The sequence below is a fragment of the Gimesia sp. genome (genome assembly GCF_040219335.1).
Taxonomy (GTDB): Bacteria; Planctomycetota; Planctomycetia; order Planctomycetales; family Planctomycetaceae; genus Gimesia.
Window position 1 is genome coordinate 304,964 of sequence record NZ_JAVJSQ010000010.1, and the last position, 13,621, is coordinate 318,584.

Below are 13,621 nucleotides of genomic sequence, written 5' to 3' on the forward strand. Positions count from 1 at the left end.
CGTGTCTTGTATTTTAAAAACATTTCGATTCACCGTTTTTTGAAGGTAAGACAAGACTAATGACAGCTCAAGTAATGCAGCCCGCTCCCGATTTCGCACTGCAGGGTTACGATCGCACATCCGATTCTTTCAAGGATTACAAACTGGAAGATTTCAAAGGCAAATGGGTTTGCCTGTTCTTCTATCCCCTGGACTTCACGTTCGTCTGCCCGACTGAGTTGGTTGCATTCAACGATGCCCTCGGCAAGTTCGAAGAACGGAACTGCCAGGTGCTGACCGCCAGCACCGACAGCAAGTACTCCCACAAAGGCTGGTGCGACGCTGATCCCCAGCTGGCCGACCTCAAGTACCCCATGCTCGCTGACGGAACTCACAAGCTCTCCAGCGACTACGGCGTTCTGAAAGAAGAACTCGGTATCTCACTGCGTGGTATCTTCCTGATCGATCCGGAAGGCGTCTGCCAGTGGCTGGCCATCCACCCGCTGAGCGTCGGACGTAATGTCGACGAAGTACTGCGTGTACTCGACGCACTCCAGACAGGCGAAAACGTTCCCTGTAACTGGAAAAAAGGCGAAAAGACTCTCTAAGTCTTTCCCCGCTGCAAAGCATTCAAAGCAGGAGCTTCCCGCATGGGACTCCTGCTTTTTTTACGCGCGGTGGGAGAGGGGGATGCCGGAGTGAGTACCATCAAAGGCAAACGTTCTAAAGAGATCCATCCCACCCAGGCTATTTAACGCCGACCTTTATAGAAAATTAGCCGCAGGGCGTTTTCTATTTCGGTTGCCTGATAGTCATCCTGGAAAAAATGTAATCACAAACCGACACTCCGCGGATGTCTGCTACTTCAGTTCCTGGGCCAGCCCGATGAGAATTCCTTCCGGGCCCCGGATGTAACAGAGCCGATAGCTGTCTGCATATTGAACGACCTCGCCTACCAGCGTTGCACCGTGTTGCTCCAGCCGGGCCAGCGTTTCGTTGATGTCCTCCACCGTGAACATGACACGCAGGTAGCCCAGGGAGTTCACGGGAGCACTGCGATGATCGGCAACCACAGGCGGTGCCAGAAAGCGGGACAGCTCCAGCCGGCTGTGACCGTCGGGCGTACGCAGCATGGCAATCTCGACACGCATCTCGCGCAATCCCGTGACGCCGTCGGCCCAGTCTCCCTCAATCGGCGCACGCCCCTCAAGCTCCAGGCCCAGTTCCGTGAAAAAATCAATCGCGGCATCCAGGTCTTCGACCACGATCCCCACATTATCCATCCGCTTGACGGTCATGCTCTCTCCCTGAAGAAGAACCGATTATTGTTTGGGCAATGATCTGTTACAAGCTGATAGACGCAACCACTAGGGTAAGTCGAATGGGGATTTCACGCCCTTCATTCTTAAGTTGCAGCATCAAGCGTGCTGTGTTTAGATTCCATAAAGTCAGATATACCGCATCCTGATCATCAGGAAAACCACTTGCTGCAAAACTGTCGGAAAAATTGGGTTTACCTAGCGAGTTGGCAATCGCTTCTGTGGTCCGGAAAAACTTGTCTTTGAATTCATCGATCTTGTTTTCGAATTGTCGTGCATCAAGTTCATCCACGTCGAGATAGACTTCAATATCGATTTCGATCTGATAAGGGCTGTGATCCTCTTTATAGACACTCGCCTCGAAATTCTTGAATCTCGAATAATCATCTCGGTAGGGAAGCGAATCGTGTTGTTGCCAGCCCATTGAAGCAAGGATCGCTTCAATGGATGATTGATTCCACTTCCATTGTGTTGCCGCCAGAAACGCGGCAATGGACGTAATCTCTTCCAGGTTTGTCATGTTGAGGAATCCTGTGAAATACCAGTGCCGACTAACCTTTATTTCCCGCTCTGCCCACCGGCCCGCGGCGTGGCTTGAATCCAGACGCAGTACCCGGGGAGCAGCGTCTCCGCCGTCGTTTCCCCTGCGAATGATTTCGGAACATACCGCGCGCTCAGCAGTTCCAGCTTGTCATTCTGTTTGCGGGTCACATGCTGCGTGCCCACCGAGCCGCGGATGCAGCTTCGCTGAGGTTCCTGCCGGGTGATGTACCGGGCGATTGCTTCCCCGGTGTTGTCGCCGGGACGATAGAAACTGAAAACCGCCAGATCCGTGCCCTGGATGACGGATCGGTCGGTCTCCATGAACAACTGCCAATGCCCTTCATCGTTGATACTGAGCGAGCCTTCCAGTTGTATGATGCGTCCCCGCGGTGCAGCGCGGATGACGAAGTTGCCATCTGTCGGTGCGGGTTTCACCAGCACGGGGAAGGGGATCGGGCGAATGGCACCATAGAGTTTCCAGGTTTTGTCAGGCGGCAGATAAACCAGCATTTTCCAGCCGGTGGGGTTATAGCAGCGAAGACCAATCGCCTGCAGTTTGTCCGGTGCTGCCTGCGCTGCTGCGATCAGTTTTTGTCGAGCGATCTGCGCAGCCGTCGGCCTCTCAGATTCAAACAGGTCACTCTCACTCGCCTGCACTGCGGGAAGGAGCTTGTCGGCGTGAGCGGAGCTGTGAACCATCGCGGTCAGCCCTGCGATGCAAATCGCCAGCAAACCAGTTACCAGTCTGCCGGTTCGAGTTGTGCGTAAACGTGATTTCTGATTCATCAGCTCGTACCTCCTGATTTGAGTTGAGCGGGCGTGTCAGCCTGCAGTCTATCGCAGTCGCTGTTGGAATGGATAGGCCGAATTCCGCGACAGGGTGAGGGGAGTAAACGGTCAAGCTACAACAGGCTCTTTACCTCCCACCCGCAATTTCAATAAAGCTGCCTGTGGTATAAGTGGCTTCGTCTGACAGCAGCCACAGAATCGCAAACGCAACCTCTTCCGTCGTCCCGCCCCGTTTGAGGGGGACCTGTGCTTTGACCCGCTCGATGCGGTTCGGTTCGCCGCCGCTGGCGTGCATCGCGGTGTCGATGAAGCCGGGTCGGACCGCATTCACGCGAATGCCGGCGTCTGCGACTTCTTTCGAGAGACCAAGCGTCAGGGAGTCGACGGCTCCTTTCGAAGCAGCGTAGTCTACGTATTCAAACGGGGACCCTGCACGGGAAGCCAGCGAGGAAACATTCACAATCGCGCCCCCCTGGCCGCCATGATGCGTGGACATTCTGCGAATCGCGGCTCGCGAGCAGAGGAAGCTGCCGAACACATTGGTATCGAAAATCCGCTTCCAGCGGTCGTAAGTCATCTCTTCGAACTTCATCTGCTGTTCGAGAACGCCGGCGTTGTTCACGAGTGCCGTGACGGGCCCCAGCTTTTCGTCGGTGGTCTGGAACAGCCGTTCGACTTCGTCTTCGTTCGAGACATCGGCCTGGACGGCAATCGCGGTGCCCCCCGCATTGCGAATCCGGCAGACAACTGAATCCGCGGAGGTTTCGTTGGTCCGGTAGTTCACACAAACCGCATAGCCGCGCTGGGCCGCCAGCACGGATGTCGCCGCGCCGATTCCCTGTCCGCCGCCGGTAATGATAGCAACCTGTTTCATGATCGAGCACTTTCTATGAAACACGAAGTGAAATTGGAAATGGATCTCTGATGACTATTATAGGCGACTCATGAAAATGAAACAGCCCCGCCAGAAAACCGGTCTGCTGAACTTCGTTTTCCAGACAATGATTGCCGGCAATTCCGGAAACCGCGGGTGTTTTTTAGTGACTTGGATCGGTGCGACTGGTACTGTAAAGGAATCGGCTCCGGGACTCTGATTCGGGGGTCGGCTTCATTCTCATTCCAGATTCAGAGGAGAAATCCGTCGATGTGCGCGCCGTCATTGTCAAAATATGGTCTCTTGCTTATGTGCTGTTTCAGTTTGTTTTCCTGTGCCGCAGGGGAGCCGGCCAGTCAGGCTCAGGCCGAGCAGACAGAAGCCCAGGACCAGGGCGATAAGCTGTCGGTGCTGTTGATCGACGGGCAGAATAATCATAACTGGCGGGAGACGACGCCGGTGCTGAAAAAAATCCTGGAGAACTCCGGTAAATTCACCGTAGAAGTTTCCACTACGCCGCCGGGCGTTCCCCGTCCACCGCGGAAACCGGCCAACAAGAAGCTGACGGAAGAACAGGAAAAACAGTTCGCAGAATACAAGAAAGCCTGGGAAGCCGAACTCGCCCGATTGCAGAAAGAGAACCCGGCACTCTGGAAGCAGTGGCGTCCCGATTTCAAAAAGTACGATGTCGTCATCAGTAACTACAACGGCGAGAACTGGCCCAAAGAAGTGCAGCAGGCATTCGACGAATACGTCACAAACGGCGGCGGCTTTGTGTCGTTCCACGCGGCCGACAATGCGTTTCCGGAGTGGGACGCTTACAACAAAATGATCGCCGTCGGCGGTTGGGCCGGTCGCGATGAAAAATCCGGTCCGATGCTGCGTCTGCGGGACGGCAAATGGGAACAGGATACCACCGCCGGTCGTGGGGGTACGCACGGCACTCGAATTCCGGTTGTGGTCAAGGTTCGCGAAGCAGAGCACCCGATCGTGAAAGGCCTGCCCCTGGAATGGATGCACCCTGCCGACGAAGTCTACGGCAAACTCCGCGGGCCGGCTGAGAATGTCCAGGTGCTGGCGACCGCCTATTCCGAACCCAGCGAACGGGGAACCGGTGAGCACGAACCGATCATGATGGTCATCGATTACGGCAAAGGACGCGTCTTCCACACTACCCTCGGTCACGATACGACCGCCCTGCAGGGGACCGGTTTTCAGATTACCCTGCAGCGGGGCGCCGAATGGGCAGCGACCGGCGACGTCACGCAGACCGTTCCCGAGATCGACTGGAAAGACAACGAACCGACCGTGCAGACTCCCTGATCACAGGTATCAGAGCGACAGTGATCGATCAGTAGAGGGTGAAGTCAGTCAGCTGGCCTCACCCTCTTCCAGTTTCTTATGCAGGTGCACCGGTTCGGCGTGCGCTTTCCGCATCCGCAGGTTGAGCATTTCCACCGTGACGGAGAAGGCCATCGCGAAATAGATGTAGCCTTTGGGAACGTGGACCTCGAAGCCTTCCACCATCAGGGTCACGCCGACCATGATCAGGAAGGAGAGCGCCAGGATTTTGATGGTCGGGTGTCGGTCGACGAAGTCACCGATCGACTTGGCAGCCAGCAGCATCACGCCGACCGAAAGGACGATCGCAATCGCCATGATCGAAATGTGGTCGGCCAGTCCGACCGCGGTGATTACCGAGTCCAGCGAGAAGACGATGTCCAGAATGCCGATCTGCACCAGGACCGAACCGAAGGTGGCCGTCGCGGTGGACGAGGCCTTTTCGTGGGCCGTCGGTCCTTCCAGGCTGTTGTGAATTTCATGCGTCGCTTTGGCCAGCAGGAACAGGCCGCCGCCAATCAGGATCAGGTCGCGTCCTGAAAAATCATAGCCGAACAGGGAGAACCAGGGTTCGGTCAGCCCCATCACCCAGGAGATCGAGAACAGCAGAACCAGACGGGCAATCATCGCCAGGCTCAAACCCAGTTTGCGTGCCAGGTCGCGTTCTTTCTCAGGGAGCCGTCCCACCAGGATCGAAATGAAAATGATGTTGTCGATGCCGAGTACAATTTCCAGGCTGGCAAGGGTTGCAAGCGCGATCCAGGCCTCAGGACTGGCGATCCATTCAAACATAGCGGCTCCTGTCAGGATGTAAGGTGTGCAGTGGGACCCGGATTATACACATCGTGCCGGTTCTGAAAAGCACAGCAACGCAACGTGCAAGATTCCGGCTCAGGGAAATCCGATCCATGTGCTGAAATTCCAGAGACGACTTGGGAATCAGCAGTATGCCCACCATTCAGCAGCTTTCAAGATCTTCGAACCAGAGGTAATTAGTGGGCGAACCGAGCTATCCGAACAGAATTGTGAAAAAACTGATATATCCGATCCAGACGGAGCGAACTCTCTGCTTGACAACTATTTTAGTGGACTTAAAGACACATGGGAGTCGCAGGCCTTCGAATCATAGAGGGTTTCTGGCTGAATGCATATTGTCTTTGGTTCAGCTACTGATAGTATACGAAGATATAATTTTCAACTATCCGCACGTTTCCATTCCAGTCTCTTTCCCACCGATTTGATCATGAATAATTCGCTGTGGCTCTCCACACTGAAACAGAGTCTCTACCGCCATCTGACAAAACGATCCCGTTCACGCAGGAACCTCCACTCAAGGCAAAATGCGGAGGCAGTACCTGCGCTTGTATCTCGCACCAGTGGGGAGACTCTGGAGGATCGCACGCTGTTGACCACCTTTACGGTTACCAGCACTGAGATCAATGGCGCAGGTAGCCTCTACGCCGCCATCCAATCCGCCAACGGGAGTGAAGGCGCGGATACCATCACATTCGAAGCCAGTCTCATTGATCAGACACTCATGATCTATAACGAGCTGGTCATTACAGATGACGTGACCATTATCGGTCTCGGAGCCGAACACCTGACTCTCAGCGGCGACGGAACCCGCCGTCTCTTTCGCATCGATGATGGGGACGCAGAGAATTCAATCAGTGTAGAGTTGAGCGGGTTCACACTGACCAATGGTTTCGCCAACTACACCAGCGGCGGCGCCATTCACAGTCTGGAAACGTTGTCCGTATCTGATGTTACATTTGTCGATAATCAGGCCGGTGTTTTGAATGATGGTCCTGTCTACGGTGGTAGTTTTGGAGGTGCCATTTATAGTGCCGGCGATCTGACGGTGACGAACAGCACGTTTGTTCGCAACAGCGCCGACTGGTACGGCGGCGCCATTTACAGTACCGGGGGGTTGCTGTCGATCGCAGGATGTGATTTCACAGAAAACCAAACGTCACATGAGGGAGGCGCGATTCTGATCCAAGACGGTGAGCTGCAGGTATCTTCCAGTTCGTTTACAGAGAACAGCAGTGATACGTTAGGGGGTGGGATTGGCGTCCGGAACGGAGTTTTATCCGTCGATGATACGGTCTTTACAGAAAACAGTTCGGGCAGCGGTGGTGCAATCTATCATTATAATTCATTGTCGTTTACTCCCGTCTTTACGGAATTGAGCATCACTGACAGTACCTTTCAGGGGAATACGACAACCTCCAACGGAGGGGCCGTGAGTTTTAGGTCTGATGTCTCGCTTTACAGTTCCTACTACACGGCTTTCATTGAAAACAGTTACTTTACGGAAAACGGCGCCAGTTCGGGGGGCGCGCTCGCTTCCACTGGGACGAATATACTCGTTTCCGGATCTACTTTTGTCAAAAATACGGCACGGCTCTATGGCGGTGGTATTAGTGATACTTCCCGGAATTTAACGGTGCAAAACAGTCTCTTCGATCAGAACTCCGCTGATGCCTGGGGAGGGGCCATCTATTCCAACCGGAAACTGGTTCTGCAAAACAGCACGCTTTCCGGTAATACCGCATTAGTGGTTGGCGGTGGTATTGCTTTCGGGACTACCGGTGCTGAGTTTGTCATAATCAATTCCACGTTGACTGGAAACGCGGCAGCCAAGATTGGCGGTGGTATTTACTCGTTAGGGAGTGTGACCAGCATGATCAGAAATTCGATCATTGCCGGGAATTCCGCCCCTTCGATTCCTCAGGCTTTACCCTACTACACACAATACAACACCATTCTCCAGAACAGTGTTGTGGGCCTGCTGGACCCGGTGTTGCGAGACAATGGAGGCCTGATGAAAACCCATGCACTACTCCCGGGAAGTGCCGCCATCGATGCGGGCGATGATGAAGCCCTGGGGAATGTGAATTCCTTCATCATCAATCGACGCGAAACAACTCATGACTCACGCGGGACCGGGTTTGAACGCTATCAAGGTGCCGCCATTGACATCGGTGCCTTCGAAGTTCAGAGCCCCTTCTCTCATATTGAACTGACCCTCGTTGATTCCAGAACGACCACAGACAGCAACGGCGAAATCGCCTCACTCCCTGACAACCTGGACTGGATCGATGAATGGAGCGGGTACTGGCTGGAAATCTGGATCGACACCCCCACAACCACCGATCTCGGAATTCTGTCCGCCTCCCTGAACCTGTCTTACAACACAACAATCACATCCGCGATCAGCATTGAATACGGTGCCGGTTTTACCGTCAATCAGACAGGTGTGATTGATGATCTGACCGGTTCAATCACCAACCTGTCAGCGGAAACAGATCTGACCGATCTGGGAGCCGACCAGCGCGTCCTGTTTGCCCGCATCCGGTTTGAATCAACGACCGACGACGGCATCGACCTGGATCTCGCAGGCCAGACGCTGCTCGCACAAAGTCCCGATTTCACGCTTGAGCAGACGGTGATCGAGCTCACCGGCGGCCTCGCAACCGAAGAGGTACAGGCAGCTGCTCCCGCAACGCGGGTCTTCGCGAACCCCTATGATCTGAACGATGATGACTACATCAATTTCCGTGATCTGATCCTGTTTGCCAGCGTCTATCGGACCAGTCCCCGAGAAGCTGCTTCCGACTTTTCCTGGTTCGCGGATCTGGATCAAAGTCAGGATGTCGGCTTCCGCGATTTGATTTTCTTCACCAGTAATTACGGCAAGAGTAAAGCCGGTCAAAACGAGGTCATTTATCCAGCGAATTTCACCACTGCCTGGAACAGACATTTAGCTGTCGAATCCGAACTGTTGCCGCAGGTCAATCCCCGGTCACTCGAACAGGCAGCCGCAGAGACCGTACTGGCAGCGGTGGTGGATTCCCTGGAGCCACAACTGACAACCGAGGAAAATGATAAACTGGCTCAGGTTAATCTGGAGATCGTCGATCTTCCGGAAGGCGTTTTAAGCAACACCGTGCATGACACGATCTACATCGACATCAATGCCGCCGGCTATGGTTGGTTCGTGGATCAGACTCCCGATGACAACAGCGAATTCTATGAGACAGGGCCGTACACGCTTATCGCAGCGCCTTATGGAAATGCTGCCGCACGCGGAATTGTCGATCTCCGCACCGTGATCCTGCACGAACTCAGCCACCTGCTCGGCTATGAGCATGACACCAACGGTCTGATGCAGGAAACACTGGCGCCCGGCGTTCGCTACCTTCCTGACTGGGAATCCGCCACAGATGAGTTCTTCGGCTCACTCGCCGACAACACCGAACTCAGTCCGTTTTAAACCAGGGTGTCTCATTTTTCGAGCTTCAGACACTTCATTTGTGTTCATATGGCATTGGTATTCATATGTGATCTTTGCTATGCTGTTACTATTCCTCTGAATCTGTCTTTACCCCCGATTATTATAGATTATCACACCATGTCTCCATCACTCTGGCTGCCTCGACTGAAAAGGCAATTTCGGATCAGACAAAATCGAAAATCCCGCCTGCGAGGTAAACGAAACCATCAACATGGTTCCCCGGCTGCACCGCCGGTAATCTCAACGGTGGCCGAGACTCTGGAAGACCGCACGCTGTTGACGTCCCTGATCAGCATTGATGATGTCACCGCTGGGGAAAACGAAACGTTTATGTTTCAAATTTCTCTGGACCAGGCAGCCGCGGCTGATGTTACAGTTCGGGTTAATACCCAAACAGATACGGCCAGTGATAATGATTACACATTTCTCAGCAACAAGCTGGTCACAATTCCCGCGGGAGAGCTCTCGACACAGGTCACAGTTCATGTGCACGATGATGAGGTCCAGGAGTTAGATGAGACATTTTCTCTTGTGCTCAGTGATCCACGTCTAGGTGGAGAGTCAATTCTTTCTGAATTGGATATCGCCGATGGAATCGGTCAAGGCACCATTCTGAATGACGACGGGCTACCGGGATCTGTGTTCACAATCACCGGTGGAAAAATTGTCGAAGGTGATTCTGACGGGCAATTACTTAAATTTACGATCACTCGCACGGGAGGATCGATAGGAGATTTAAACTTTGATACAAGCGTTGAATTCACAACAATAAATGGTACGGCTGTTGCCGGTGAAGACTATACAGCACATACAGAAACGGTCCATTTTTCTGCACACTCTTATTACACATCTCAAACTTCTTACGTTTATGTCTCCGTACAGGGAGATCTCTTTCAGGAACTTTCAGAGACTGTATTCGGCCGGATTAGTAACCCGACAGGGGGAAGTGTTTTAAAAGGGAACGTGGAAAGCCTGGATGCGACCGGAATCATCGCGAATGATGATTCCGATTTTGTCTTCCAGGATTCTTATTCTGCTGATCCAGTTCACTCGAATCATACTCATGATCAGGTTGGCAGTTCGGTCGCCATCGATGGGGATGTTATGGTGATAGGGGCTCCCACAAATAATAATGTGGGTAATAATGTGGGAGTTGCTTATGTATATACTAGAAATCAACAAGGCACACCGTCAGATCAAACCGATGATACTTGGGATTATCAAACAATTTTACAGCCTTTGATCCCCTCAAGCTATTTGGGGCCGCGTTTTGCTTCTTCCCTTGCTCTTTACGATGATACAATTGTTGTAAGTTCGCCATATGATACATCAAATCGCGTCTATGTTTTTACGCGAGTAGGAGATGATTGGAAAACAGAGACTCCTCGAGTTGAAGTGATTACGGTTGAGGGGACATTTTATTATGGAGCTTTCGGGAATTCTCTTGATATTTATGAAGATACGATTGTTATTGGTGCACCTCAAGACGCATCAGGTAGCGTTGTATCTGGTTCTGCGTATGTTTTAGAGAAAACAGGTGTGGATTGGTCAAATCCTTCGATAAGGAAGTTAACGCAAGAGGTTCCAGACCAAACTCCCTTGTTTGGCGAAGCAGTTGCGATTCATGGTGATATCATCGTCGTTGGAGCCAGAAATGATGATGGTAGTGAAACAAATAGTGGTGCTGCATACGTTTATACTAAGGTTGGTGATAACTGGGTTACCAGTACTCCGTTGGTAACAAAATTAATCGCTTCTGATGGGATGGCAGGGGATGGATTTGGAAGCTCGGTTGCAACAAATGGAACTGATGTTGCGGTAGGAGCTATTAGCGAACACGGAATCGGCACGGTCCATGGATCAGCTTATCTCTTTGTTAGAAATGGTGAAGATTGGATATCAGAGTCACCCACAGAGATTAAATTTTCAAGTGAAAATACAAATTTCGAACTTGGATATTCGGTCGCATTAAGTGATCATCGTTTGGTTTTAGGAGAACCATACGGTGCGAGTGCAGGGCTGGCGTATGTCTATACAAGAGAGGGGGCTGACTGGGATCGAAGTACGGTCTCAGAAACGATACTGACTTACCCGGGCGATGAATCTTACGCTTATGCTCTCTCGGTTGCCATTTCAGATGATTCGGTTGTAATTGGTTCTCCGTTTGAGAGCTTGGATGGATGGTTGAGTGGAGGTGTATTTACATTTGGCGTCTTTGAAAACAGTTCCTGGACATTTACAGATAAGATCAGTCCAACTGAAACTGCAACGAGTCATAATGTTTTAGATGAGTTTGGTGACAGCATTGCTGTTTCTGAAAACTATTTAGTGATTAGTGCTCCCGGCACCGACTCTACACTGGCTCCCACTGGAGCTGTTTATATCTATGTGAAAAATGATGCAGGCACGCGGGATTTTAAAGGTGATGACTTTTGGGTCTATGAAACAACGCTGTTTGATCCTGCGCCAGAGCAAGATAGATATTTCGGGATGAGTGTCGCCATTGATGGAGACACAATTGTTATCAGTTCCGAAACTGCGTTGACAAAATCAGAGGTCTATGTTTTTACCAGAAATGGTCGGGACTGGGTGACCATTGCCCCTACCGTGACACCATTACTAGCTCAATTCCATCGCACTCTAAGACGTGAGATTAATGTAGCCATACAAAATAATACTATCATAGTAGGAAATCCTAATGCCTTTGAGGAGGTATTAGTCTATCAGAAAAACGGATCAGACTGGTCGACTGTGACTCCGACAGAAACCAGTCTCACCGCATCAGATGGCATGCAGGGAGATAATTTCGGAACTGCTGTTGATATTGACGGAGATAAAATCATTGTAGGTGCCGACGAAAATGAGAATCGAGGTGCCGCTTACATATTTCGGAAAGGAGCTTCAGGCTGGGATTCCGCAATAGAAACTAAACTGACAGGAAGCGATCTACAGAATGGAGATTATTTTGGAAGTTCGGTAGCTATTGAAGGCGATATTGCTGTAGTAGGCGCACCATTTGGTGGTAAACAGAATCTGGGGGCTGCCTATATTTATAATGGAAAAAATAGTTGGAGTAATTCATTAGAAACGAAACTGAATTCAGTGGAAAGCATACTACCCTATACGGGGAGGTTTGGTAAGTACATTGATATTGATGGCCAAACGCTGGTAATTGGAACCACAGCTTCACTTCCAGGCCAATTTGATTTTATGTATGTGTACGATAGTGATGATGGGTGGGATAGTTTCAGAGAGACTGTGATTGCAAACGAAATCGAAACCAGCTTTTCGAGAGTAGGATTTGGTATGAACTTCGGCAGGTCTTTTATAGCAGTTCAGAATGATAATCTCTTTATTGCTGCACTAGATGAGTCGTCTTATTTTACGAGCAGTACAGTTTACAGTCTCAGCAAACGCACAGCATCTTTCGAGCAGCGAATTGTTACCTCTCGTACCAATACTCAGCTCAATGGGGAAGTCAGTTTATTACCCGAGCATCAGAGTACTGTTAGTGAGTGGTCAACGTACTGGGCAGAGCTCTGGATCAACGCCAGCAATTTGAAAGACCAGGGAGTATTCTCAGCGGGTTTAGATCTCAGTTACAACTCAGAATTAACTTCTGCTACAGAAATTGAGTTTGGACCAGGTTTTAGTCAAAGCCAGGATGGTCTGATTAACGATGCGTCAGGCACGATCGAAGGGCTTTATGCCGAAACGACTGCTTCCGATCTGGGCACCGACAGTTACGTCTTATTTGCTCGCATCAAGTTCGAGTCTCTGGCTGATGACCAGGTTGAGCTCGATTTTTCCGGAAAAAGTATTGGACCTCATGACTTGGGGCTGAATATCAGCTCACAACAGATCAAGCTCGTTGGTGATACTCCTATTTCGACAAGTGTCGAGCAGATGGGAGGGACAAGCATCTTTGCCAACCCTTATGACCTCAATGACGACGGGGCGATCAACTTCAGTGATCTCCTGCGGTTTGCAACCGTCTATCAGCAGAAGCCCAGCGAGTCTTCTTCCGACTACGCCTGGTTCGCTGATTATAACCAGGATGACCGGGTCAACTTTCAAGATCTGCTGCTGTTCGTGGCCAACTATGGCAAGCATAAATCGGGAGACACTCCGGTCACTTACCCCCAGAATTATCCCGATGCCTGGAATCAACTGTTAACGGTCGCTCCCGCACCGCCACCATCACAAACCGCAACCACCATCCAGCAATCAACCGCCGAGAGTCTGCTGGATTCCACAGTTGCAGAGATCACTCCACAGCTCTCCCCGGCACAGCAGCAAACGCTTTCAGAGATCGACATCAAAGTCGTTGACCTGGCAGATGAGACCCTGGGCCGCGCCGCTGCCGGTACTATTTACATCGACGTCAACGCCGCCGGGTATGGCTGGTTCATCGATACCACTCCCGCAGAGCACAGCGAGTTCTCTCCAGCCAGCGACCTGACGTTGATTGCACTC

9 protein-coding genes are annotated in these 13,621 nt (G+C 51.6%); 4 read left to right on the plus strand and 5 right to left on the minus strand.

Annotation, left to right across the window (positions count from 1 at the left end):
- The first annotated feature begins 59 nt into the window (after nt 1-59).
- Nucleotides 60-587: a peroxiredoxin gene (locus tag RID21_RS10460; RefSeq protein ID WP_350188667.1), complete on the plus strand. Its 528-nt coding sequence runs from the start codon at nt 60-62 to the stop codon at nt 585-587.
- Between the two features lie 252 nt (nt 588-839).
- Here RID21_RS10460 and RID21_RS10465 read toward each other — a convergent pair whose 3' ends face one another.
- The 4 genes from RID21_RS10465 to RID21_RS10480 all read right to left on the minus strand — a co-directional run bounded on the left by RID21_RS10465 (nt 840) and on the right by RID21_RS10480 (nt 3,504).
- Nucleotides 840-1,277: a VOC family protein gene (locus tag RID21_RS10465; protein ID WP_350188669.1), complete on the minus strand. Its 438-nt coding sequence runs from the start codon at nt 1,275-1,277 to the stop codon at nt 840-842.
- Nucleotides 1,278-1,323: 46 nt separating this feature from the next.
- The gene (locus RID21_RS10470; protein WP_350188671.1) at nt 1,324-1,818 is read right to left on the minus strand and encodes a hypothetical protein; all 495 of its coding nucleotides are present in this window, start codon (nt 1,816-1,818) and stop codon (nt 1,324-1,326) included.
- A 38-nt stretch (nt 1,819-1,856) separates the two neighbouring features.
- On the minus strand, nt 1,857-2,627 hold the full coding sequence (locus RID21_RS10475) for a hypothetical protein (protein WP_350188673.1): 771 nt from the start codon (nt 2,625-2,627) through the stop codon (nt 1,857-1,859).
- Nucleotides 2,628-2,757: 130 nt separating this feature from the next.
- The gene (locus RID21_RS10480; protein WP_350188675.1) at nt 2,758-3,504 is read right to left on the minus strand and encodes an SDR family oxidoreductase; all 747 of its coding nucleotides are present in this window, start codon (nt 3,502-3,504) and stop codon (nt 2,758-2,760) included.
- A 309-nt stretch (nt 3,505-3,813) separates the two neighbouring features.
- Between RID21_RS10480 and RID21_RS10485 the strand changes: the two genes are divergently transcribed.
- Nucleotides 3,814-4,827 (plus strand): ThuA domain-containing protein, encoded by a 1,014-nt coding sequence (locus RID21_RS10485; RefSeq protein WP_350188677.1) that lies wholly within the window; start codon nt 3,814-3,816, stop codon nt 4,825-4,827.
- A 48-nt stretch (nt 4,828-4,875) separates the two neighbouring features.
- On the opposite strand, the gene RID21_RS10490 is transcribed toward RID21_RS10485, so the two are convergent.
- Entirely contained in the window at nt 4,876-5,637 is a 762-nt protein-coding gene (locus RID21_RS10490; RefSeq protein WP_350188679.1) for a TerC family protein, read from the minus strand.
- Between the two features lie 451 nt (nt 5,638-6,088).
- On the opposite strand from RID21_RS10490, the gene RID21_RS10495 reads away from it, so the two are divergent.
- Both RID21_RS10495 and RID21_RS10500 read left to right on the plus strand, forming a co-directional pair.
- Complete coding sequence (locus RID21_RS10495) at nt 6,089-9,124, plus strand: choice-of-anchor Q domain-containing protein (RefSeq protein WP_350188681.1); 3,036 nt, start codon at nt 6,089-6,091, stop codon at nt 9,122-9,124.
- A gap of 267 nt (nt 9,125-9,391) precedes the next feature.
- Nucleotides 9,392-13,621: Calx-beta domain-containing protein (locus RID21_RS10500; RefSeq protein ID WP_350188683.1), on the plus strand; the 4,230-nt coding region annotated here is incomplete at its 3' end.

Coding starts and splice junctions, on each gene's coding strand:
- RID21_RS10470 (WP_350188671.1), bottom strand. CDS start 1,818: ATGACAAACCTGGAAGAGATTACGTCCATTGCCGCGTTTCTGGCGGCA.
- RID21_RS10460 (WP_350188667.1), top strand. CDS start 60: ATGACAGCTCAAGTAATGCAGCCCGCTCCCGATTTCGCACTGCAGGGT.
- RID21_RS10495 (WP_350188681.1), top strand. CDS start 6,089: ATGAATAATTCGCTGTGGCTCTCCACACTGAAACAGAGTCTCTACCGC.
- RID21_RS10485 (WP_350188677.1), top strand. CDS start 3,814: ATGTGCTGTTTCAGTTTGTTTTCCTGTGCCGCAGGGGAGCCGGCCAGT.
- RID21_RS10480 (WP_350188675.1), bottom strand. CDS start 3,504: ATGAAACAGGTTGCTATCATTACCGGCGGCGGACAGGGAATCGGCGCG.
- RID21_RS10475 (WP_350188673.1), bottom strand. CDS start 2,627: ATGAATCAGAAATCACGTTTACGCACAACTCGAACCGGCAGACTGGTA.
- RID21_RS10490 (WP_350188679.1), bottom strand. CDS start 5,637: ATGTTTGAATGGATCGCCAGTCCTGAGGCCTGGATCGCGCTTGCAACC.
- RID21_RS10465 (WP_350188669.1), bottom strand. CDS start 1,277: ATGACCGTCAAGCGGATGGATAATGTGGGGATCGTGGTCGAAGACCTG.